The organism is Micromonospora sp. NPDC005686 (assembly GCF_042871665.1).
Taxonomy (GTDB): Bacteria; Actinomycetota; Actinomycetes; order Mycobacteriales; family Micromonosporaceae; genus Micromonospora.
In genome coordinates, this window is sequence record NZ_JBIAIY010000004.1 from 64,045 (window position 1) to 86,146 (window position 22,102).

General features: G+C 73.1%; 20 protein-coding genes and 1 tRNA gene. 10 read left to right on the forward strand and 11 right to left on the reverse strand.

The genetic code is table 11. The annotated features are described in order from the left end of the window. Positions 1–22 precede the first annotated feature (22 nt). The gene (locus tag ACFYON_RS10745; RefSeq protein WP_354869046.1) at positions 23–496 is read left to right on the forward strand and encodes a hypothetical protein; all 474 of its coding nucleotides are present in this window, start codon (positions 23–25) and stop codon (positions 494–496) included. 6 nt (positions 497–502) lie between these two features. Here ACFYON_RS10745 and ACFYON_RS10750 read toward each other — a convergent pair whose 3' ends face one another. The 4 genes from ACFYON_RS10750 to ACFYON_RS10765 form a co-directional block, all read right to left on the reverse strand. After that, entirely contained in the window at positions 503–1,606 is a 1,104-nt protein-coding gene (locus ACFYON_RS10750) for an ionic transporter y4hA (protein ID WP_354869043.1), read from the reverse strand. Positions 1,607–1,682: 76 nt separating this feature from the next. Then, positions 1,683–2,357 (reverse strand): HAD family hydrolase, encoded by a 675-nt coding sequence (locus ACFYON_RS10755; protein WP_354869041.1) that lies wholly within the window; start codon positions 2,355–2,357, stop codon positions 1,683–1,685. 82 nt (positions 2,358–2,439) lie between these two features. Then, positions 2,440–2,516: transfer RNA gene (locus ACFYON_RS10760), tRNA-Pro, on the reverse strand. 136 nt (positions 2,517–2,652) lie between these two features. Continuing rightward, a complete protein-coding gene (locus ACFYON_RS10765; protein ID WP_354869039.1) occupies positions 2,653–3,546 on the reverse strand; it encodes a metallophosphoesterase in 894 nt (297 codons plus the stop codon). Between the two features lie 25 nt (positions 3,547–3,571). Between ACFYON_RS10765 and ACFYON_RS10770 the strand changes: the two genes are divergently transcribed. Beyond that, positions 3,572–4,027: a GatB/YqeY domain-containing protein gene (locus ACFYON_RS10770; RefSeq protein ID WP_354869036.1), complete on the forward strand. Its 456-nt coding sequence runs from the start codon at positions 3,572–3,574 to the stop codon at positions 4,025–4,027. 62 nt (positions 4,028–4,089) lie between these two features. Here the strand turns inward: ACFYON_RS10770 and ACFYON_RS10775 are convergent, their stop codons facing one another. After that, positions 4,090–6,537, reverse strand: a complete 2,448-nt coding sequence (locus ACFYON_RS10775; RefSeq protein ID WP_354869034.1) for a transglycosylase domain-containing protein — start codon at positions 6,535–6,537, stop codon at positions 4,090–4,092. A 401-nt stretch (positions 6,538–6,938) separates the two neighbouring features. Between ACFYON_RS10775 and ACFYON_RS10780 the strand changes: the two genes are divergently transcribed. Beyond that, positions 6,939–7,259, forward strand: a complete 321-nt coding sequence (locus ACFYON_RS10780; protein ID WP_043327856.1) for a WhiB family transcriptional regulator — start codon at positions 6,939–6,941, stop codon at positions 7,257–7,259. 9 nt (positions 7,260–7,268) lie between these two features. On the opposite strand, the gene ACFYON_RS10785 is transcribed toward ACFYON_RS10780, so the two are convergent. From ACFYON_RS10785 to ACFYON_RS10795, 3 genes are read right to left on the reverse strand one after another with little or no spacing between them, the layout of a single operon-like run. Next, positions 7,269–8,417, reverse strand: coding sequence for an ArsA-related P-loop ATPase (locus ACFYON_RS10785; RefSeq protein WP_354869031.1), 1,149 nt, complete (start codon positions 8,415–8,417; stop codon positions 7,269–7,271). Between the two features lie 54 nt (positions 8,418–8,471). After that, positions 8,472–9,446, reverse strand: coding sequence for an ArsA-related P-loop ATPase (locus ACFYON_RS10790; protein ID WP_354869028.1), 975 nt, complete (start codon positions 9,444–9,446; stop codon positions 8,472–8,474). A 49-nt stretch (positions 9,447–9,495) separates the two neighbouring features. Next, the gene (locus tag ACFYON_RS10795) at positions 9,496–10,074 is read right to left on the reverse strand and encodes a hypothetical protein (protein WP_354869025.1); all 579 of its coding nucleotides are present in this window, start codon (positions 10,072–10,074) and stop codon (positions 9,496–9,498) included. A 335-nt stretch (positions 10,075–10,409) separates the two neighbouring features. Between ACFYON_RS10795 and ACFYON_RS10800 the strand changes: the two genes are divergently transcribed. From ACFYON_RS10800 to ACFYON_RS10830, 7 genes are all read left to right on the forward strand, one after another. Beyond that, entirely contained in the window at positions 10,410–10,841 is a 432-nt protein-coding gene (locus tag ACFYON_RS10800) for a hypothetical protein (RefSeq protein ID WP_354869186.1), read from the forward strand. A gap of 62 nt (positions 10,842–10,903) precedes the next feature. After that, positions 10,904–11,059 carry a DUF4177 domain-containing protein gene (locus ACFYON_RS10805; RefSeq protein ID WP_013289021.1) on the forward strand — a complete coding sequence of 52 codons (156 nt, stop codon included), beginning with the start codon at positions 10,904–10,906 and terminating at the stop codon, positions 11,057–11,059. 5 nt (positions 11,060–11,064) lie between these two features. Further along, positions 11,065–11,526 carry a RidA family protein gene (locus ACFYON_RS10810; protein ID WP_354869022.1) on the forward strand — a complete coding sequence of 154 codons (462 nt, stop codon included), beginning with the start codon at positions 11,065–11,067 and terminating at the stop codon, positions 11,524–11,526. A gap of 124 nt (positions 11,527–11,650) precedes the next feature. Further along, positions 11,651–12,445 carry an MBL fold metallo-hydrolase gene (locus ACFYON_RS10815; RefSeq protein ID WP_387188086.1) on the forward strand — a complete coding sequence of 265 codons (795 nt, stop codon included), beginning with the start codon at positions 11,651–11,653 and terminating at the stop codon, positions 12,443–12,445. Further along, positions 12,442–16,023: an adenylate/guanylate cyclase domain-containing protein gene (locus ACFYON_RS10820; RefSeq protein ID WP_354869020.1), complete on the forward strand. Its 3,582-nt coding sequence runs from the start codon at positions 12,442–12,444 to the stop codon at positions 16,021–16,023. Before ACFYON_RS10815 ends, ACFYON_RS10820 begins: the two co-directional genes overlap by 4 nt. A gap of 135 nt (positions 16,024–16,158) precedes the next feature. After that, positions 16,159–16,617: a hypothetical protein gene (locus ACFYON_RS10825; RefSeq protein WP_354869018.1), complete on the forward strand. Its 459-nt coding sequence runs from the start codon at positions 16,159–16,161 to the stop codon at positions 16,615–16,617. Between the two features lie 30 nt (positions 16,618–16,647). Further along, the gene (locus tag ACFYON_RS10830) at positions 16,648–18,117 is read left to right on the forward strand and encodes a protein kinase (RefSeq protein WP_354869015.1); all 1,470 of its coding nucleotides are present in this window, start codon (positions 16,648–16,650) and stop codon (positions 18,115–18,117) included. On the opposite strand, the gene ACFYON_RS10835 is transcribed toward ACFYON_RS10830, so the two are convergent. From ACFYON_RS10835 to ACFYON_RS10845, 3 genes are all read right to left on the reverse strand, one after another. Then, the gene (locus tag ACFYON_RS10835; protein ID WP_354869013.1) at positions 18,104–18,568 is read right to left on the reverse strand and encodes a hypothetical protein; all 465 of its coding nucleotides are present in this window, start codon (positions 18,566–18,568) and stop codon (positions 18,104–18,106) included. The genes ACFYON_RS10830 and ACFYON_RS10835 overlap by 14 nt on opposite strands. 345 nt (positions 18,569–18,913) lie before the next feature. After that, positions 18,914–20,077 carry an acyl-CoA dehydrogenase gene (locus tag ACFYON_RS10840; protein WP_354869010.1) on the reverse strand — a complete coding sequence of 388 codons (1,164 nt, stop codon included), beginning with the start codon at positions 20,075–20,077 and terminating at the stop codon, positions 18,914–18,916. Continuing rightward, complete coding sequence (locus tag ACFYON_RS10845; protein WP_354869007.1) at positions 20,074–22,089, reverse strand: biotin carboxylase N-terminal domain-containing protein; 2,016 nt, start codon at positions 22,087–22,089, stop codon at positions 20,074–20,076. Before ACFYON_RS10845 ends, ACFYON_RS10840 begins: the two co-directional genes overlap by 4 nt. Between the last annotated feature and the right edge of the window lie 13 nt (positions 22,090–22,102).

Here is a 22,102-nt window from a genome sequence, read left to right on the forward strand (position 1 = left end):
CGTGCTCTGCCATGCTGGCTCGGTGACGACGACCTGGCGGCACCTGCCCGCACCGGCCCGCGAGATCGCCGAGACGGCCACCGACGCGGTGACCGCCGCGCAGGCCCGCGACGCCGAGGCGTACGCCCCGTCCGTCGAGCGGCTGGCCGCCGCCGACCGGGCCGGGCTGGTGCTCGGTGGCGTGGTCCGGCTGCTGCTGGAGGAGGGGCATCCGGACGGGCTGGACGGCGACGACGTACGGCAGGTGCTGGAACAGTGCGTCCGGTCGGCGGCGCCGTGGTGGCCCGACGTCGACCCACACGTGCTGCTGGTGCTGCTGGCCGGCGCGCTCGGCGTCTACGACCCCGGCGACGACGAGAATCCGCCCGGCCCGGCGGCGATCGCCCGGCACGCGCCGCTGCTCGTGGCCGACCTGCTGGCGGTCACCGGGCGCCCGTTCGCCGAGTACCTGACCGCCGCGTTCGCCGAGGTGGCGCGCACGGAGACGCACGACTGACGGTCTTTACGGGCTGGCGGCCAGGAAGACGAACGCGGCTAGCAGCACCAGGTGCACCCCGCCCTGGAGCACCGTCGCCCGGCCCGGCACGACGGTGAGCACGGCGGTCACCGCGGTCAGCGCCAGCAGCGTCATCTGGGTGCCGCCCAGGCCCAGCATCAACGGCCCGTCCAGCCAGATCGAGGCGATCGCGATGGCCGGGATGGTCAGGCCGATGCTGGCCATGGCCGAGCCGAGAGCGAGATTGAGGCTGATCTGCACCCGGTCCCGCCGTGCCGCCCGGGCGGCGGCGAGCGTCTCCGGCAGCAGCACCAGCAGCGCGATGACCACGCCGACGAACGCCTGCGGCAGGTTGGCGGCGCTGACCGCCGTCTCGATCGCCGGGGAGATCGTCTTCGCGTCGCCGACCACCGCTACGAGCGCCACCACGAGCAGGGCCAGGCTGGCCAGCGCGGTACGCGTGGACGGCGGTTCGGCGTGCCCGTCGCCGGTCTTGTCCTCGGCGAGGATGCTGCCCTCCTGCGTGACCGGGAGGAAGTAGTCGCGGTGCCGGCCGGTCTGCACCATGACGAACAGCAGGTAGAGCGCCAGCGAGGCGACGGCCGCGAAGGCGAGCTGCGCGGGGGAGAACTCCGGCCCGGGCCGGCTCGTGGTGAACGTCGGCACCACCATGCTGAGGGTGGCGAGCGTGGCCACCGTGGCGAGCGCCCCGCCGGTGCCCTCCGGATTGAACACCGCCACCTGCCGGCGTAGCGCGCCGAGCAGCAGCGACAGGCCGAGGATGCCGTTGCAGGTGATCATGACGGCGGCGAAGACCGTGTCCCGGGCCAGCGCCTGCGTCTTGTCGCCACCGCTGATCATCAGTGTGACGATCAGACCGACTTCGATCACGGTGACAGCCACCGCGAGCACGAGTGACCCGTACGGTTCACCGACCTTGTGCGCGACCACCTCGGCGTGGTGCACCGCCGCCAGTACGGCCGCCGCGAGCAGGGCAGCTACCACAGGGATGAGCGGGCCGGGCAACTCCCGTCCCCAGGTCATCACGAGCACGAGCACGGCGACCAGGGGCGCGACGGTGGTCCAATCGGTGAGTCGGGATCGGATCATCGGCGGCATGCGCATACTTTGCCAGGGGGCAGGGTCAACCGCGCGTGGCGGGGTGGCTTCGCGCAGTCCTGTCGATCTATTCGATCGAGGCCGGCTGCTTCACGTGGGCGAGCACCTCACGGAGGTTCGCGATCACGGTTCCGATCCAGCCCGGATCGGTGTCCTGGTGTTCGGTCGTCCGGAGCACCGTCATGCCGACCGCCGCCGCGCCGGCCAGCTCGCCGTCCGCGCCGTCGCCCACGTACACGCAGTCGGCGGGCGCGACGCCCAGCCGCTGCGCGGCGGTGCGGTAGATCGCCGGGTCCGGCTTGGCCAGCCCGACGGCGCAGGAGAAGACCGCGACGTCGAAGCGCCGGGCCAGCGGGGCGTCCGCCCACGCCTCGGCCGTCTCCGAGGTGGCGTTGCTGATCAGCGCCAGCCGGTGCCCACGCTCGCGCAGTGCGTCGAGCACGTCCAGCGTGGCGGGCGAGACGCGGCCCAGCACGCGACGGGCGAGCGCGCGGCGGTGTGCCGCGGCCTGGGCCACCTGCTCGTCAGTCGGCGCACCCCCGAGGCGCCCGGCGAGGATGCGGACGGTCTCCTCCACGTCCCACCGGACCAGGCGGTCCCGCCAGGTCGCGTGGTACGCGGCGACGAGCGCCGCCGGATCCACCCCGACGACGAGCGCCATCTCGCCGACCACCCGGTCCCGCTCGTCGTCGGCGCCGTGGACCAGGGTGTGGAAGAGGTCGAGGACGACCGGCCGTGGCATGCCGGGATCCTACTGCGACGGTGACCGGGGCCTGGCGAAACGCAGAGGGCACATCCGGTGACCGGATGTGCCCTCTTACCTCTGGTCGGGGTGGCCGGATTCGAACCGACGACCTCTTCGTCCCGAACGAAGCGCGCTACCAAGCTGCGCCACACCCCGAGGCGTGCCGACAAATAGTAGCCCACCCGCCCGCACGGTCAAACTCGGTACCCCCGCCCCCCGCGGACCCGGCAGATCTCGGTATGTAACGGCCCCTGGAGGGCGGCACGTACCAAGATCCGCCGGGGGAGGGCGGTCAGCGGGGGATCAGGGTGAGGATGCTGGCCTCGGGGGGGCAGGCGAAGCGGACCGGGGCGGTGGGGTGGGTGCCGAGGCCGGCGGAGACGTGCAGCCAGGAGTCCGAGCCGGGCCAGCGGTGCAGTCCGCGCGCCATCGAGCGGGGCAGCCCGCAGTTGGTCACCAGGGCGCCGTACCCGGGCACGCAGACCTGGCCGCCGTGGGTGTGCCCGGCGAGCAGCAGACCGAAGCCGTCGGCCGCCATCCGGTCCAGCACCATGGGCTCGGGGGAGTGGGACACCGCGATCGACAGCGCCGCGTCGCCGCTGACCGGTCCGGCCACGGCGTCGTAGTCGTCTCGCTCGATGTGCGGATCGTCGACGCCGACGAGTTCGATCGCCCGCCCGCCGGCCTTGAGCGTGGTGCGGGCGTTGTTCAGGTCGGCCCAGCCCGCGCCGGTGAGGATGTCGCGCAGCTCCTCGTACGGCAGCGGCACGCCCTCGGTGTACTCCCGGTCGGGCAGGAAGTAGGTGAAGGGGTTCTTGAAGACCGGACCGGTGTAGTCGTTGGAGCCGAAGACGAACGCGCCGGGCAGGTCGAGCAGCGGTTGCAGGGCGCGCAGCACGCCCGGCACCGACGCCGGGTGCGCCATGTTGTCGCCGGTGACCACGACCAGGTCGGGGTCGAGCGCGGCCAGCGAGGCCACCCAGTCCTGCTTGCGGCGCTGGCCGGGCGTCATGTGCAGGTCGGACAGGTGCAGCACCCGCAGCGGTTCGGCGTCGGTCGGGAGCACCGGTACGTCGTACCGGCGGAGGGTGAACATGTTGCGCTCGATGAGCGACGCGTACGCCAGGGTGGCCGCGCCGGCGGCGACGGTTCCGGCCGCGAGCCGGAATAGTGTGCGCTTTCGCATGACGTTCAGGGTAGTTTCACCGTCCATGAGCACGCTGAAGGACCGTCTCACCGCCGACATGCGCGCCGCTCTCAAGGCGCGCGACGAGCTGACCACCTCCACGCTGCGGATGGCCCTGGCCGCCGTGGGCAACGCCGAGGTCGCCGGCCGGGTAAAGCGCGAGCTCAGCGACGACGAGGTGCTCGCCGTGCTGACCAAGGAGGCGAAGAAGCGCCGGGAGGCGGCGGTGGCGTTCGCCGACGCCGGGCGCACCGAGCAGGCCGGCAAGGAGACCGCCGAGGGTGAGGTGCTGGAGCGCTACCTGCCCAGGCAGCTCTCCGACGAGGAGTTGGCCGAGTTGGTCTCGGGGGCGCTCGCCGCGGACGGCTTCACCGGCAAGGCGCAGATGGGCCCGGCCATGAAGGCCGCCCAGGCCGCGGTGGCCGGCCGGGCCGAGGGGGGCCGGGTGGCCGCCGAGGTACGCCGCCAGCTCGGTCTCTGATCCCGTAGACAGACGACGGCCACCTCCCCACGGATGGGGAGGTGACCGTCGTCTGTCGGCTGTCAGTTCGGCGGTCGTCCCGGACGGCCGCCGTTACCCGGTCCGCCGGGGCCACCCGGCCGGTCCGGTGTCGCGGTGCCGCCCTGCTCCGGGGTGCCGCCCTGGCCGGAGCTGACCTCGATCATCACCACGCCACCCTTGATGGTGCGTCCGTCCGGGCTGGTGCCGGCCGCGGTGCCGGCCGGGCACTCCGACGCCACCTTGTTGCTGGAGACCACCGGCTCGAAGCCGGCACCCTTCAGCCGGGACTTCGCGGTCTCGATCGACTCGCACTTCACGCCCGGGATCGAACGCTGGTCACCCAGGACGATCTTGCCGCTGGGCGGGGTGAAGTTCTTCCGCTCCTTGCCCTTCATGGCGTCGCGCAGCGTCTGGTAGACCGCCGGGTTGATGCCCTGGGGCGTCTCGTCGTGGCCCATCTTCTGGTTGGTCTGCGGCCAGTCCGGGTCGGCCATGATGCCGGCCACCGCGTACTGCTTGGTCATCGCGACCAGCGCCGAGGTGCGGTCGGAGTCGGTGGTGCCGGACTTGCCGGCCACCGGCGCGTTGACGATGTTGCGGACGTTGCCGGCGGTGGCGGTGCCGCACTTGGTGGTGGACGAGCGGTCACCGACCGGGCAGCGGGCGGCGTCCACGGCGGCGCGGGCCACCTCGGTGCTGATCCGCTGCTCGCAGCGGGGGTTGGCGACGTCCAGCTTGTCGCCGTCCGGGCCGCGGATCTCCTGCACCGGGATCGGCTCGCAGTACTTGCCGTCCGCGGCGAGCGTGGCGTACGCGTTCGCCAGCTCCAGCGGCGTGGTCTGGGAGACGCCGAGGCTGAACGCGCCCCACTGGTGCGGGTTGGCGGCGAGCTGCGCGTCTTTCGACGAGCGGAACGTGATGCCGAGCTTCTGTGCCGCCTTCACCACGTTCTCCGCGCCGACCCGCTGCTGCAGGTCGATGAAGAAGGTGTTCACCGAGAAGCCGAAGCCGCTCCACATGTTGTGCATGCCGGCCATCGCCGGGTTGGCGTTCTTCGGGCAGTACTTGCTGGTGCCCGGGCAGGCGGCCGGCGAGTTGAACTCGACCGGGTAGTCGGACTCGAAGACCGGCTTCGCGTTGATGGGGTAGCTGAGCGGGTAGCCCTTCTCCAGCGCGGCCACCAGGGTGAAGATCTTGAAGGTCGAGCCGGCCTGGTAGCCGGCGATGCCGGGACCGCCGGTGACCAGCGGGTTCACCGTGTTGGGGTAGTTGCCCCGGATCTTCTTCTGGGCCTTCTTCGGGTCGCTGGAGATCTTGTTCTGCGGGTCGGACGGGTCGTCGAGCTTGAAGTTCCGGTTCACGGCCACGGCGCGCACCCGGCCGGTGCCCGGCTCGACAGCGGCCACCATGCGGGCCGCCTTGCTGCTCTCGCCCAGCTTGTTGCGGACGGCCTTGTCGGCGCCCTTCTGCGCCTGGACGTCCAGCGTGGAGATGATGGTGTAGCCGCCGCTCTTGAGCCGCCGCTCCCGGTCGTACGAGGTGGCGCCGAACGTCTCCTGCTGGAGCCACCAGCGGTAGAGGTAGTCGCAGAAGAAGCCCCACGAGCGGGTCGTGGTCTGGGTGCAGCCGTTCGGGGTGCGCTTGCCCTTGACCTCGAGCTTGATCTTCTTGGCGGCGTCCGCCTCCTGCTGGGTGATCGCGCCGGTCTGCACCATGTTGGCGATGACGTAGTCGCGCCGGCCGACCGCCTCCGGGTAGCCCGCCTTGGTGGTCGGGTCGAACGCGGTGGGGGCCTTCACCATGCCGGCGAGCATCGCCGACTCCTGGATGTCGAGCTTGCTCGGCGGCTTGTTGAAGTAGACCTGGCTGGCCGCCCAGATGCCGTACGCGCCGTTGCCGAACGCGGCGATGTTGAGGTAGCGCCGGAGGATCTCGTCCTTGGAGAGTTCCTTGTCGACCTGGAGCGCCAGGCTCATCTCGCGCAGCTTGCGGCCGCTGGTGTCCTCGGTCGCGGCGACGACGTCGGCCGGGTGGGTGGCCGAGTAGGAGATGGCCAGCCGGACGTACTGCATGGTGAGCGTCGACGCGCCCTGCCGGGAGGAGCCGGCGGCCTGGTTGTTGACGAAGGCCCGCGCCACACCGTTTATGTCCACGCCGTTGTGCTTGTAGAAGTCGTGGTCCTCGGCCGCGATGATGGCCTTCTTCATGGGCTCCGAGATGTCCTCGAACTTGACGTCCTTGCGGTTCTCGTCGTACATCGTGGCCAGCACCGTCTTGCCGTCCGCGGCGAGCAGCTTGGTGATCTGCGGAGCCCGGGCGACGGTCAGTTCCTTGGGCAGCGCCTCGAACGTCTCCGCGCCCGCCTTGGCGGCCAGTCCGGACATCGCCGCCACGGGGAAGGCCGCCGCAGCGACCACCACTCCGGCCAGTAGGCCGCAGATCAGCAGCGATGCGGCGTTGGTCAGCACGTTGTGGTCACGTTTCCGCATCCAGGTCACCTCGACAGGGTACGCGAGCAGGGAACGGCGGGCGCGCGGGGAACTTTCCCCATTTCCTGCATGCGCCGGCCTCGTTGTGCTAAACGCACGAGCCCTGGTCCGAGGTTGCGTGAGACCCGGCGGAAGTCTCGCCGAACTCCGGGAGCGGCGCAGCGTTTTCCCGTAGTCGGGCCGGGTAGTCGCGGGGCGAAAGCCCGGGAAGCCGGGAGTGTCCGGAATGATGGATTTCGCCGACAACGTTGCGTAATCGGGCGACTACACAGCATGATGGTGGCCGTAACCGCAGCCAGGTGTCGTTCGTGCCTCCCTGGGGAGGCTGGCGCGAACGGTCGGGGATGTACGAGGGCTGCTCGCGCGAAGTCGGTAGGTACTGCAAGGGGGGACGTGTACAGATGGGCATGATCACTGACTGGCCGTCACTGGCGGCGTGTCAGAACGGAGACCCGGACGCGTTGTTCGTACAGGGCGCCGAACAGAACGTGGCGAAGAGGATCTGCCGGAGCTGCCCAGTTCGGTACGAGTGCCTGGCCGACGCGCTCGACAACCGGATCGAGTTCGGCGTGTGGGGTGGCATGACCGAGCGCGAGCGCCGGGCGTTGCTGCGCCGTCACCCGCAGGTGACCAGCTGGCGCAAGATGTTCGAGGCGGCGATGAAGAAGAACGCCAAGGAGAAGGCCGGCAAGGACAAGGTCCTGGTCACCACGGCCACCTGACCGCACCGGTCAGCTCCGGCTGATCGCCTCGCCGATCGTCCGCAGCCCGTCGACGTCGTGCACGTCGGCGGGCTGCGCGGTCACCGACACCGCCGGCACCGCCGGGAACGCCTCGGTGAACCGGGTCGCCACCTGCTCCTCGCGTGCCGCCTGCTGGGCCAGCGCGGCGTGCGCGCGCAACACCCCGACGGTGCCCTCGTGCCCGCCCGTGCCGGCCAGCCGCTCCGCAGCGGCCAGGCTCTCCGCCGCGGACAGGTCCGACGCCGGCCGGTGCACCCGGTTGAGCACCAGCCCGGCCAGCGGCATCCGTTCGGACCGCAGGCGGCCGGCGAAGTAGGCGGCCTCCCGGACCGCGTCCGGCTCCGGCGTCGCGACCAGCAGGAACGCCGTCTCCCGGGCCTGCAGGATCCGGTACGTCTGCTCGGCGCGCTGCCGGAACCCGCCGAACATCGAGTCGAGGGCGGCCACGAAGCCGGACAGGTCGGTGAGCAGTTGGGCGCCGATCACCTTCTGCACCACCCTCGAGAACATCCCGAAGCTCGCCGTGACCAGGCTGAACATGCTCCGTCCGCCGCTGCGCGCCGGAGCCAGCAGCAGCCGCAGCATCCGGCCGTCGAGGAACCGGGACAGCCGGGCCGGCGCGTCCAGGAAGTCGAGCGCGGACCGCGACGGCGGCGTGTCCAGCACGATCAGGTCCCACTCGCCCCGGGCGTGCAACTGGCCCAGCTTCTCCATCGCCATGTATTCCTGCGTGCCGGCGAAGGTGGAACTCATGGCCTGGTAGAAGGGGTTGGCGAAGATCTCCGCCGCCTTCGCCGGGTCGGTGTGCTGGAGCACCACGTCGTCGAACGTGCGCTTCATGTCGAGCATCATGGCGTGCAGTTCGCCGCCGCTGGCCTCGACGTCGATGCCCTTGACCTGGCGGGGTGTGTTGTCCAGCTCGGTCAGGCCGAGCGACTGCGCCAGCCGGCGGGCCGGGTCGATGGTGAGCACCACCGTCCGCCGGCCGTGCCGCTCGGCCGCTCGCAACGCCAGCGCCGCCGCGGTGGTCGTCTTGCCCACTCCGCCCGCCCCGCAGCAGACCACGATCCGTACGCCGTTGTCGGCGAGGATCTGGTCGACGTCGAGCGGAGGCGCCGTGTCTTCGGAAGGCACCAATCGAGCGTATCGGTCCCGAGGGGCACTCTGCTCCGTGCCGGCCGCAGGTGTGAGTCAATCCGCCCGGACGAGGGCCTCGGCGAGCGTCTCCAGCCCGGCCCGGTCGACCCCCTCGGGCAGCAGCGGCAACTCGACCAGGGGCAGGCCGAGATCCACCAGGTCACCGCGGAGCGAGTCCTCCAGCTCACGGCGTACCTGCTGGTCACGAGCCTCCTCGACGAGCCCGGCCACGGTCGGGCCGTCGGTCGGCAGGCCGGCGGCGGCCAGCCCGCGCTTCAGCTCGGCCGCTGTCACCGCCCGTCCGGCCGGCACCGGTGGGCGCACGCCGTTCACGATCACCCGGCCGACCGGGAAACCGAGCTGAGTCAGCTCCGCGACCGCGTCGAGCGTCTCCTGGATCGGCATCTCCTCCAGCAGCGTGACCACGTGCACGGCGGTCATCGGCGACCGGAGCAGCGCGGAGACACTGTCGCTCTGGGTCTTGATCGGGCCGACCTTCGCCAGCCGGGCGGTCTCCGCCGTCACGTTGAGGAAGCGGCCGATCCGTCCGGTCGGCGGCGCGTCCAGCACCACCGCGTCATACGTCCGGCGCGACCCGCTGGTCCGGGTGGTCGCCTCTTTGACCTTCCCGGTGAGCAGCACGTCGCGCAGGCCCGGCGCGATCGTGGTGGCGAAGTCGATCGCGCCGAGCTTGCGCAGCGCCCGGCCGGCCGCGCCGAGCTTGTAGAACATGTCCAGGTATTCGAGGAGCGCCTCCTCGGCGTCGACCGCCAGCGCCCGCACCTCACCGCCGCCGGGCGCGTCGGCGAGGTGCCGTTCCTCGTACGGCAGCGGGTCGGTGCCGAAGAGCTGGGCGATGCCCTGCCGGCCCTCCACCTCGACCAGCAGGGTGCGCCGGCCCTCGGCGGCCAGGCCGAGGGCCAGCGCGGCGGCCACGCTCGTCTTACCCGTGCCGCCCTTGCCGGTCACCACGTGCAGGCGGGCCGGCCATCTGCCGGCGGACTCGGCCGGCTGCTCACTCGCTGCCACCCGTCGAGCCTAACCAGCCGTTGGGACCAGCCCTGTCCGGCCGGTGGGATCAGCCCACCTCGCAGACCCACCAACCCGTCTTCCGCACCACCGTGAAGCGCAGCGCCTGCTCGGCGACCTTCTCGTCGGCGGTGGTCATGGTCACCTTGGCGGAGACGGTGGCCCGGTCGCCGGTCTGGTTGTCGACGGTCGGGGTGGGCCAGCGGAACCGGGGGTTCTGGTACTGCGCGACGTACTTCTGCACCTCGGCGACCTTGGTGCTGATCTTCTCGTCGTCGCGGGCCGCCGAGCAGACGAACGTGGCCGCCTTCTCGGCGTCGCGCTCCTGGTAGACGGCCTTGAGGAAGCCGTCCACCGCGACCTGCGGCTCCTTCGCGCCCTGGCCGTCCTCGCTGTCGCGCAGCGCGAGGAACGCGGCCGTGCCCCCACCGCCGCAGAGCAGGACCGCGGCGGCCAGCACCAGCGAGGCGATCAGCGCGGCCGGCCGCTTGCGCGGCTGGGTGCCGGACGGGTACGCCGGCGGACCGGCTGTGGGAGGGGATCCCGGCGGCGCACCGCCGGTGGGCGGCGGTTGCGGATTCGGGTCGCCGGGCGTGCCGGTGTCGCCACCGGCGGGCGGTTGGGTCATCTGTCTCCCCCGGGTTGCGGCTCCCGTCGCCGCCCCAGGCGACGGGCACGGGTCGAGGTGTGCGGGCGCGCGTCGGCGCGCGTCCAGTCCGGAAGGGTAGCGGTCGGCGAGGCGGTTGCCAGCCCCGCGTACACGCCCCATCGGACGGAAACCGGCTATCGCCTTCCCGACCAGCCTTGTGTCGTAAATGTGACTCGACGTAACGAGGAGTGCGCGTCCCGTTGCCGGTAGTTGTCGGAGGCTCTACGTTCGTCCCGACGCGGAGAGCCGGACCGGGGACGGTTCCGAGCCGAATGGCGGATTTGGTGAACAGGTACGACGCCCGGAGGCGACGGATGCGCGACGCGGAGAACAGTCCCCGAGCCCAGTTTCCCGGTGACCGGGCTGGCCGGCCGGGGGAGGCGGAGCTGCAGTTCAACGAGCGGTCCTACGGCCTTCCGGTCGAGGTGGTCCGGACGCTTCCGCGCCCCGGCGGGAGAGGGCGGGACGAGGACGAGCCCGGCTACGTCATCCACCTGCCGGTCCGGGTGTCCGATCTGGCGGCGGCCACCGCGCTCGCCGGAACCGTGGCGACCTCGCTCGGCTTCCTGGTGGAGCTGGACGCGGGCGAGACCACCGTCTCCACCGCCGACGACCAGAACAACAGGCACCGGGTCTTCTGCGACCTGCTGCTGCCCGGCCGCAGCCGGTGTCCGCAGCCCTTCGAGCACGAGGGCCCGTGCGGCGAACCGCCACTGCCGCCGGAGCCGCGTCCCGCGTCCTGGTGACGACGGCGGACCGTAGGCTGTGCCTGACCGAAGTCCAAGTCAGGCAAGGGAGCCCTCCTCCGATGCAGAAGTGGGAATACGCCACGGTGCCGCTGCTGGTCCACGCGACCAAGCAGATCCTCGACAACTGGGGCGAGGACGGCTGGGAACTGGTCTCCGTGGTCCCCGGCCCGAACCCGGAGCAGCTCGTCGCGTACCTGAAGCGCCCGAAGGGCTGACCCGGATGAGCAACGGACCCCACGCGAAGCTCGCCGAGCTCGGCCTCGAACTGCCCGAGGTGGTGCCGCCGGTGGCCAGCTACGTGCCGGCCGTCCAGTCCGGTCAGCACGTCTACGTCTCCGGCCAGTTGCCGATGGCCGAGGGCAAGCTGCTCGCCACCGGGAAGGTCGGCAACGGCGTCTCGGCCGAGCAGGCGAAGGACCTGGCGCAGCGGTGCGCGCTCAACGCGCTCGCCGCCATCGACGCGCTGGTCGGCCTGGAGAACGTGGTGAAGGTCGTGAAGCTGACCGGCTTCGTGGCCAGCGCACCGGGCTACACCGGGCAGCCCGGCGTGATCAACGGTGCCTCCGACCTGTTCGGCGCCGTGTTCGGCGAGGCCGGCCGCCACGCCCGCAGCGCCGTAGGCGTAGCCGAGCTTCCCCTCGACGCCCCGGTAGAGGTAGAGGTCATCGTCGAGGTCGCGTAACCCAGCCGTCTCTCGCTCGCGATCTTGCGGTTGCCGCCCCGGCAGAAGCCCCAGACGGGGACAAAGTTCGGGCCGGTGCTGCAAGATCGCGGGGAGCGGCGGGCGGAGTCGTACGATCGCAGCCATGGGTGGTCGGATGGCCGGGGCCGCGGGGGCGCTCGCGGAGGAGCTGCCGGCGTGGGTGACGTTGCTGCGTGCGCCGAACCCGGGGCCGATGACGCTCGACGGGACGAACACGTGGGTGCTGCGGGCCGGGCCGGACGCGCCGGCCGTCGTGGTCGACCCCGGGCCGGCCGACGAGGGTCATCTGGCCGCTATCGCGGCGCAGGGGCCGGTCGGGCTCGTGCTGATCACGCACGGGCACGCGGACCACACCGAGGGCGCGCCCCGGCTGCGTGAACTGCTCGACGGCGTGCCGGTGCTCGCCGCCGACCCGGCGCACACCGCCGGAGGCGAGCCGCTGACCGCCGACACCACCCTCGACCTGGGGCTGGACCTGCGGCTGCTGCCCACCCCCGGGCACACCGCCGACTCGGTCTGCCTGCTCGCCGCGCACGACGGCGAGCGCGTCGTGCTGACCGGTGACACCATCCTCGGCCGGGGCACCACAGTGGTCGCTCATCCGGACGGGCACCTCGGCGACTACCTGTCGAGCCTGGAGCTGCTCTCCGCGTACCGGGAGATCCCGGCGCTGCCGGGCCACGGCCCGGCGCTCGCCGACTGCGGTGTGGCGGCCGACTTCTACCTGGCCCACCGTCGGGCCCGGCTGGACCAGGTGCGCGCCGCGGTCGCCGCGGGCGCCACCACCGCGGCCGAGGTGGTCGCCGTGGTCTACGCCGACGTCGACAGGTCGCTGTGGTGGGCCGCCGAGTGGTCGGTCCGGGCCCAGCTCGAACACCTCGGAGTGGAGCAGCCGTGACCTGCCCGGTGTGCGGAACCGTAGCCGTGCCCGGGGCGCGGTTCTGCCACAACTGCGGGGCGGCGCTGCCGGCCGCCGCCACGCTGCCCGCCGCCGAGCGCCGCGTGGTGACCGTGCTCTTCGGCGACCTGTCCGACTTCACCTCCTGGTCGGAGGACCTGGACCCGGAACGGGTCGGCGCGGTCACCGATCGGGTGCTCGCCGCGCTGGCAGGTGCGGTCAAGACGTTCGGCGGGCACGTCGACAAGCTCACCGGCGACGGGATCATGGCGGTTTTCGGCGCCCCGGTCGCGCACGAGGACGACGCCGAGCGGGCGGTCCGCGCCGCGCTGTCCATGCAGCGCGCGGTGCGGCGGGTGCTCGACGACGAGCGCGGCGGCGGTGCGCCGCTCGGCCTGCGCGTCGGCCTCAACACCGGGGACGTGATCGCGGGCATCCAGGCGGCGATCGAGTACACGGTCATCGGCGACACGGTGAACACCGCCGCCCGGCTGGCCGACGCCGCCGCGGTCGGCGCGGTCTACGCCGGGGCCCGCACCTCCGCCGCCACCCGGCACGTCGCCTCCTGGCGGACGCTGCGCCCGCTGCGGCTCAAGGGCAAGCGGGAGCCGGTCGAGGCGTACGAGCTGCTGGGTCTGCTCGACGCGCCCGGCACCCGGTCCGGTCTCGGCGACGAGGCGCCGTTCGTGGGCCGGGAGACCGAGATCGGCCGGGTCGCCGGCCGGCTCGCCGAGGTGATCGACCGAGGCGAGCCGCGGGTGCTGCTGATGACCGCCGAGGCCGGGATCGGCAAGTCCCGGTTCGCGGCCGAGGTGGAACGCCTCGCCGCCGGCTACGACGTCGGTGCCGGGCGGTACGCGGCGCACACCGGCGCCCGGGTGCTGTCGGTGCACTGCGCGGCGTTCGGCGAACGCCGCCGGCTGGCGCCGCTGGCCGATCTGGTCCGGGCCGCCGTCGGCCTGCCCGGTGACGCGGCCACGGCGGTGACGCGGGCGGCCGTCGAGGAGCGGCTGCGCCGCCTCGGCCAGCGCCTGTCCCGGCTGCCCGGCGACGCGCCGCCGATCGCCGTGGACCAGCTCCTGGCCCTGCTCGGGTACGCCGAACTCCCGCCCGCCGCCGAGAACGGCGAGTGGAACGCGGCCGGGCCGCCACCTGACGACGAGGCAGTGCCGACGGCGGTGGCCGACCTGCTCAGCGCGCTCGCCGGTGAGGCGCCGCTGGTGATCGTGGTGGACGATCTGCACGACGCCACCGCCGAGACGCTCAAGGCGCTGGCGCTGACCCTCAACCGGCTCAGCGGGCCGGTGCTGGTGCTGCTGCTCGGCCGCCCCGAGCTGGTACGCACCGCCGGTGCGCTGACCCGCGTCGCGGACGCCGAGGTGCACGCGCTGCCGCCGCTGCGAGGCGCGGACGCCTCCCGGCTGCTCACCAGCTATCTGTCCGGTGGCCGCATGCCACAGGCCGACGCGGACCGGCTGCTCGCCACCGCGCAGGGCAACCCGTTCTACCTGGCCGAACTGGTCACGTTGCTGATGGAGCGCGGAGCGCTCACCGCCGGGCCCGGCCGGGGCGATGACGTCGGCTGGCGACTCGCCCCCGGCTCGCTCGGCAGCCGGCTGCTCTCCCGTGACCTGGCCGCGGTGCTCGCGGCGCGTATCGACGCGCTGCCGCCGAGCGCCCGCTCGGCGCTGCGCGACGCCGCTGTGGTGGGCGACATCGTGCCGGCGGGCGCGCTGGAGGCGTTGCGGGAGCAGCGGGTCGGACGCGACGGGCGGCCCGCCGCGGTGGCCGCCGTCGAGGAGGACCGGGCGGTGGAGGAACTGCTGCAACGGCGCATGCTGCACCGCACCCGCAGCGGGTTCGCCTTCGCCACCCCGCTGATGCGGGAGGCCGTGTACGCCGGGGTGAGCAAGGCCGAACTGGCCGAGCGGCACGCGGTGCTGGCCCGCTGGGCCGCGCCGGAGAGCGTCGACGAGACCGGCGCCGCTCCGGGTGGCGCCTTCACCGAGGCCGCCCGGGACGACTTCGTCGCCGAGCACGTGGAGCGGGCCACGGCACTCGCCGACGCGGTCAAGCTGCGCCCGGACGCGCCGGCCCGGGCGGTCGCCCCGCTGGGCGTGGCCGCGCTGGGCCGGGCCGCCCGCCGGTCGCTGCGGTCGGGGGAGCCGGCGCTGGCCGTCGAGTACGCCGAGCGCGCCGCCGAGCTGGCCCGCGACGGGGTGCCGGCGGCCGATCGGGTTACGCACGCCCGGGCACTGCTCCAGATCGGCCGCCCGGCCGACGCGCTCGCGTTCGCCGAGAAGATCGCCGCGAACACCGCCGACCCGGCCACCCGGACCGCCGCGCTGCTGCTCGCCGGGCAGGCCCAGCAGACCCTCGGTGACGCCGAGCGGGCCGAGGGTAACTGGCAGGAGGCGTTGCAGGTGGCCACCGACGCCGACCTGCCCATCCTGCGGGCCTCGGCGATGCGGCGGCTCGGCATGGCCGACTTCATCGCGGGCCGGCTCGGGCAGGCGAGCAGCCGGCTGGCCGCGTCGTATCAGGTCAGTCTCGCCGCGCGGGATCCCCGCGGGCAGGCGTGGTCGTTGCAGAATCTGGCCTGGGTGACCACCACCCGGGGCGACTTCGCCGGCACGGACGCGGTGCTCGGCCGGGCCGCCCGGCTGTTCGCCGAGCTGAAGGATCCGTACGGGCGGGCCTGGCTGCGCGGCACCACAGCGTTCGCCCGGCTGCTCGCGGGCCGGCTGCGGGAGGCGTGCCGGATGGCGCGGGTGTTCCTGCCGTTCGGGGAGCGCGTCGGCGAGGCGTGGGCGGTGGGCACGCTGCGCGCGGTCGAGGCGTACGCCACCGCCGAACTGGGCGAGTTGGCCGAGGCGGACCGGGCCGCGCGCCGCGCGTACCGGGACTTCGCCGAGGTCGGCGACGACTGGGGGCAGGGCTTCGCGCTGGTGGTGCGCGGGGTGGTGGCGCGCGGGCTGGGCGAGCCGGAACACGCGGCCGACCTGCTCACCGACGCGCTCGGGTACGCCGACCGGACCACCCATCCGCTGCTCACCGGCATGGCCGGCACGCTGCGCGGCTTCGTGGCACTGGACATGGGCGACCACGAGACCGCCGAGCGGGACGCACGGTCGGTGCTGACCCGGGTGGAGCCGCACAACCCGCAGGCGCCGGCCCAGGTCGCGCCGCGCGTGCTGCTCGCCATGGCCCGGCTCGCGGCGGGTGATCCGGGCACCGCCGTGGGACTGCTCGCCCCGGTCGCCACCGGCGCGGCGAACGCGCCCTCGCTGCTGTTCTCCCGGCGGCAGACGATGGCCCGGTACGCCGCCGCGCTACTCGCCCACGGCCAGCGCGAGCAGGCGCTCGACTGGGCCCAGCGGTCGATCGGCGCGCCCGCCGAGGACGTGCGCAGCCAGGTGGTGGCGCGGCTGGTGCTGGCCGAGGCGCTCGACGCCTGCGGTCGCCGGGCCGAGGCGCTGACGAACGCGGAGAAGGCGGTACGCCTCGCGTACGCCACCGAGCAGCGCAGTGAGCGGATGGTCGCGGACGCGTTGCGGGTGCGTCTGTCCGGCGGCTGATGGCCGTTTGTTCTGACGGTTCCGGGGATGTGTTCGGCCGGGTAGCCGGTTAGCGTGGGTCGGCGACAGTCGTAGATCGACTGTCGCCTCCCGGTGCGCGCACGCGTCACCGGCAGACCACGCTGGGGAGGAACGATGAGGCTGCCGCGCTCGGGCGCCGGCTGGACGATCGCCGTCTTCGGACTCCTCGCGCTGCTGCTCGGCGCGCTCGGTCTGATCTGGCCGGAGACGCAGCTTCACCTGCTCGGCTTCGAGGTGCCGGCCGAGCGCGCTCCGGGCGACTACACCGGCACGTTCCTCACCGCGTCCTCGATGGCCTCGTTCAACATGGGGGTCTACTACCTGCTCGCCGTCGCCACCGAGTGGCGGCCGTTCTATCGGTTCACCGTGTGGTTCCGCCTGGTCACCTTCACCGTGTTCACCATCGCGGTGCTCTCCGACGTCGCGCCGGACCGCTTCTTCGCGGTCGCCGCGTGGGAGGGGCTGGGCGCGGTAGCGACAGCCGTCGGCCTGTGGTGGGACGCCCGGCGCGGGGCCGCCGCCACGCCCGACTCCGCCCCGGGTCCGGTGCCGGCCACCGACGCGGCGCGCTGACGGGCCCGGATCGTTGGGTATTTTCGAGCCGTGACCGAGACCCCGCCCGGCGCCGTACGGCTGCCCATCGTGCCCGGTCTGACCGACTTGCGGGTGTTCGCCCGGGGCGGCTACGCCACCATCTACCGGGCCACCCAGATCTCGGTGGGCCGCGAGGTCGCGGTCAAGGTCGAGAACCGCACGCTCGACAGCGAACGCGACCAGGCCCGCTTCCTGCGCGAGGCCCGTGCCGCCGGGCGGATGTCGTCGCACCCGCACGTGGTCGACCTCTTCGACGTCGGGGTCACCGTCGACCAGCACCCCTACCTCATCATGGAACTCTGCGACGGCTCGTACGCCGAGCGGATGCGCACCTCCCCGCTGGGCCCGGCGGAGACCCGCGACCTCGGCGTGAAGATCGCCGACGCGCTGGCCCACTCGCACGCGGCGGGCGTCCTGCACCGCGACGTCAAGCCGGCGAACATCCTGCACTCCGAGTTCAACTCGGCGGTGCTCGCCGACTTCGGCCTGGCGGTGCTCGCCGAGTTCCGTGACTCCTCGGTCATGCTGGAGGCGCTCACCCCGGCGTACGCGCCGCCGGAGACGTTCAACCACAGCCCGCCCACCCCCGTCGTGGACGTCTACTCGCTCTGCGCCACGCTCTACGCGCTGATGTACGGCCGTCCGCCGCGCTGGCACTCCGAACGCAACCCGAGCCTGGTCACCGTGCTGGAGATGTTCCAGCAGCCGATCCCGGGCCTGCCCGGCGTGCCCGGCGAGCTGATCGACGTACTCCGGTTGGGCATGTCGAACGACCCGGGCGCGCGGCCTTCCGCTGTCGAGCTGCGGGGCCTGCTCGCCTCCCTGCCGCTGGACGGCGCCCCGGCGACCGGCGGCCTGTACGACGGCGACCGGTTCCACCACGGCGGTGGGCCGAACCCGCGCCCGCCCGCGGACGACGATCACCCGACGGTGGCCTCGCCGCGTGGCCGCCGCTGGCCCATGCGCTGGTTCCTCGGCGGCGCCGGCGTGCTCGCGCTCGCCGCCTCGGCCGGGGGCGGCTGGGTGGCCGCCGGCCACGCGCCGGCCGCCGTGCCGACGCCGGCCACCAGCGGTGTGGCCGGGGCGGCGCCGGTGCCGGGATGTGCGTCCGCCGACGTGCGGCTGCCCACCGGGGCGCGCTGCGCGGACGAGCTGGAGTGCTTCGGTCCGGTACGGCTGCGCCGCGACCGGGCCGAGGCGAGCCGGGTGCCGTGCGACGGCCAGCACACCTGGGAGACCTACGCCGCCGGCGACCTGCCGGCCGCGCTGACCGGGGCCCGGCACGAGACGGTCGCGGCCGACCCGGCGGTCGGCAAGGTGTGCAACGCCGACACGTTCCGGCTGGTCAGCGGCGGCAAGTCGGCGAGCGGGTGGAACCTGGAGGTGCTGCCGCCGGAGGCCGAGGCGGACCGCACCTACCGCTGCCTGGCGGGCCGGGGCGTCAACGCGCTCGCCGTCCCCACGCTCACCGGTCGCTGAGCCCGTTCACGGTCCGGCCCTGCCGCACCGATCTCGGGTCGAGCGTCTCCAGCGTGTCGGCGTCCACGGCTGTCGTCGTCCGCATGCCGCGTACCACCCGCGGGTCCAGCGTCTCCAGCGTGTCCGCGTCGATCGGCTGACCCGCGGGGGTGCGCAGGTTGCGTACCGCGCGTGGGTCGATCGCCTCGAGCGTGTCGGCGTCCACTCCGTAGCCGGCGTGGGGGACCGGCCAGCTCTCGGACTGCGGAGCGGACTCGCCGGTGCCGCCGGGTTGGCGGGCGGCGGTGATCGTCACTCCCGCGATCATGGCGAGCAGGACGCACGCCAGGGCCAGCACGACCGACAGGATGCCGGGCGGACGCCAGACGGCGAGGGTCACCACCGCCGCCACCGTCGCCACGGACGCGACGACGGCCTTCACCCGCGCATCGGACTTCGGGAACGATCTCACCCGACAAGCATGGCCCAGCACGTCGACCTGTCAACCGGTGGGATGAGACGGCTTCCCGTCAGCAGCGCTCCACTTCGGAGCGGCGGGGTGGCGACGATCGGGAAAATTGTCCCATCCTTTGGTCGTTTGCCGCATCGATCCCTGTCTGGGCCCACGAGCGTGCCCGTAGACCTCTGGGTGCGAAGCTGCTGCCGGGGTGGACAGAGCGGTGCAGACGAGGTCGGCCAGTTCCGCCGCGTCGATCAGGTCGTCGCCGCCCGGCGTGCCGGGCCGACCGGGTGGAACGTCATGGGTGTCGAAGCGGGCCGGAGACACCCATGACGTTCCACCCACCGGAGGGGTGGGTCAGTAGGACTTGTCCTGGCCGAGGACGTGCTGGGCGACGAAGTTGAGGATCATCTCCCGGCTGACCGGGGCGATCCGTCCGGCGCGTACCGCGCCGAGCAGCGTCGCCACGCCGTACTCGGTGGTCATGCCGGCCCCGCCGAGCGCCTGGACGGCGGTGTCGACGGCGAGCGCGGCGGCCTCGCCCGCCGCGTACTTGGCCATGTTGCCGGAGATGCCGGCCTCCAGGTCGCGGCCCGCGTCGTACAGCGTCGCCGCCTTGTGGATCATCAGCCGGGCCAGCTCGACCTGAACGGCCGCGTGCGCCAGCGGGTGCGACACGCCCTGGTGCGAGCCGATCGAGCGTCCGCCCCACACCTTGCGGGTCGCCGTGTAGTCGGACGCCCTCTCGATCGCGTACCGGCCGGTGCCGGCGCCCATCGCGGCGACAGTGATGCGCTCCGGGTTGAGCCCGGCGAACAGCGCCGGCAGCCCGGCGTCCAGCGACTCGCCGACGAGCGCGTCGGCCGGGAGCCGGACGTCGTCGAGGAAGAGCAGGAACTGGTTCTCCGGCGACAGGATCTCCATGTCCAGCTTGGACTTCTCCAGGCCGGGCGCGTCGGTCGGCACGATGAACAGGGCGGGCTTCAACTTTCCGGTGGAGGCGTCCTCGGTGCGGGCGACCACGAGCACGTGCCCGGCCTCGTCCACCCCGGAGATGTAGATCTTCCGGCCGCTGAGCACCCAGTCGTCGCCGTCGCGGCGGGCCACGGTGGCGAGGCGGTGGAAGTTCGAGCCCGCGTCCGGCTCGGTGATCGCGAAGACGATCTTCTGGGAGCCGTCGGCGAGGCCCGGGAGGTGCTTCTTGCGCTGCTCCTCCGTGCCGTGCTTGTGGATGATCGTGGCGGCGATGGCGGGGGAGACCACGAGCAGCAGCAGCGGGCAGCCGGTCGCGGCCAGTTCCTCGCACACCAGAGCCAGCTCGGTGATGCCGCCGCCCCCGCCGCCGTACTCGGTGGGGATGTTCACGCCCAGGTAGCCGAGCCGGCCGGCCTCGTGCCACAGCTCGGTGGTGTGTTGCCCCGATTTCGCCTTGGACACGAAGTAGGAGTGGCCGTACTTGCGGCCCAACGCCCGTACGGCGTCGCGGAGCTGGTCCTGCTCGGGGGTCAGGTCGAAGTTCACTGCGGGTCCTCCTCGGGGTCCACCACGGCAAGTACGGCGCCCGTCTCGACCTGGCCGCCGGCCGGTACCGGCAGCTCCGTCACCACGCCGTCAGCGGGGGCGAGCACGGGGTGTTCGAGCTTCATCGCTTCCAGCGTCAGCAGCAGGTCACCGGCGGCGACCCGCTGGCCGACCTCGACGTGCACCCGGGTCACCGCCCCGGGCAGCGGCGCGAGCAGCGACCCGGCCGCCAGCTCCGCGGTGGGCAGGGGCAGGCGGGGCAGCTCGGTGAGGCTCGCCGCCCCGTCCGGGCCGTCCACGAAGACCGACGACCCCGCCCGGTGTACGCGGAAAGCCCGCCGTACCCCGTCCACGTCGAGCACCACCCGGTCCGGGGCGGCGGTCACCAGCTCCACCCGCGGTTGCTCGCTGTCGACAGGGGTCCCTTCCTCTGCCGGATCCGTTGCGAAGGGGCCCTTCCCTCCCCACTCGGCGAGGCGGCCGGCGCGGTCCAGCCGGTAGCGGACCTCGATCTCCTCGCCGTCGCCGACGGTGAACCGGGTGACCTGCGGGACGGACGGCACGTTGCGCCAGCCCGACGGCAGACCGGCCAGCACCGGGGCGGCGGCCCGGCGCGCGGCGGCCCCGGCAAGTGCGGCGGCCAGCGCCGCCACCGGAAGCTGCTCGGCCGGCAGCAGCGGCTCGAACACCTCCGGGTGCCGGTCCAGGAATCCGGTGTCCACGTCCACGGCGGCGAACTCCGGGCTGCGCAGTACGCGTACCAGCAGGTCCCGGTTGGTGGCCACCCCGTGCAACTCGGCGCGGGCGAGCGCGCCCGCGAGCGCCCGGGCCGCCTCGGTGCGGGTGGGCGCCCAGGCGACGAGCTTCGCCAGCATCGAGTCGTAGTGCACGCTCACCGTCGAGCCGTCCACCACCCCGGAGTCGAGGCGCAGCCCACGGGCCGGGCCGAACTCGGCGGTCACCCCGGGGATCGCGAACCGGTGCAGCGTCCCGGTGGCCGGACGGAAACCCTGGGCCGGGTCCTCGGCGCACAGCCGTACCTCGATGGCGTGACCGTCAGCCGGCGGCGTGGCGGTGACCGGCAGCGGCTCGCCCTCGGCGACGAGCAGTTGCAGCCGGACCAGGTCCAGCCCGGTGGTCAGCTCGGTGACCGGGTGTTCCACCTGGAGGCGGGTGTTCATCTCCAGGAAGTGCACCTGACCGTCCGGCGCGAGCAGGAACTCCACGGTTCCCGCGCCGACGTAGTCGACAGCCCGCCCGGCCGCCACCGCCGCCTCGTGCAGCGCGGCGCGCACGTCGTCGGGCAGCACACCGGGCGCCTCCTCGACGATCTTCTGGTGGCGGCGCTGGATCGAGCAGTCGCGTACCCCCAGAGCCACGACGGTGCCGTGGGTGTCGCCGAAGATCTGTACCTCGACGTGCCGGCCGCGTTCCACGTACCGCTCGATGAAGACCGTGCCGTCGCCGAACGCCGCCGCCGCCTCGCGGCGCGCGCCCGCGACGGCCTCGGCCAGCCCGGCGGCGTCGCGGACGATCCGCATCCCCCGGCCACCGCCACCGGCGGAGGCCTTGACCAGCACCGGGAAGGCGGTGACCTCGGCCGGGTCGGTCCAGGTGGGCAGCATCGGCACGCCCGCGTCGGCGAGCAGCGCCTTGGCGGCCATCTTGTCGCCCATCGCGGCGATCGCCTTGGCCGACGGACCGACCCAGGTCAGGCCCGCGTCGGTCACCGCCGCCGCGAACTCGGCGTTCTCGGCCAGGAACCCGTAGCCGGGGTGGACCGCGTCCGCGCCGGAGCGCCGGGCCGCGTCCAGGATGGCGTCGATACGCAGGTACGTCTCGGCCGGCGTGTTACCCGGCAGCCGGACGGCCTGGTCGGCGTCGGCCACGAACGGCGCGTCGGCGTCCGCGTCGGAGTGCACGGCGACGGTGGCCACGCCGAGGGCGCGGCAGGTGGCGAAGACCCGGCGGGCGATCTCGCCCCGGTTCGCAACCAGAAGTTTGTTGATCATCCGCGCTGAGCCT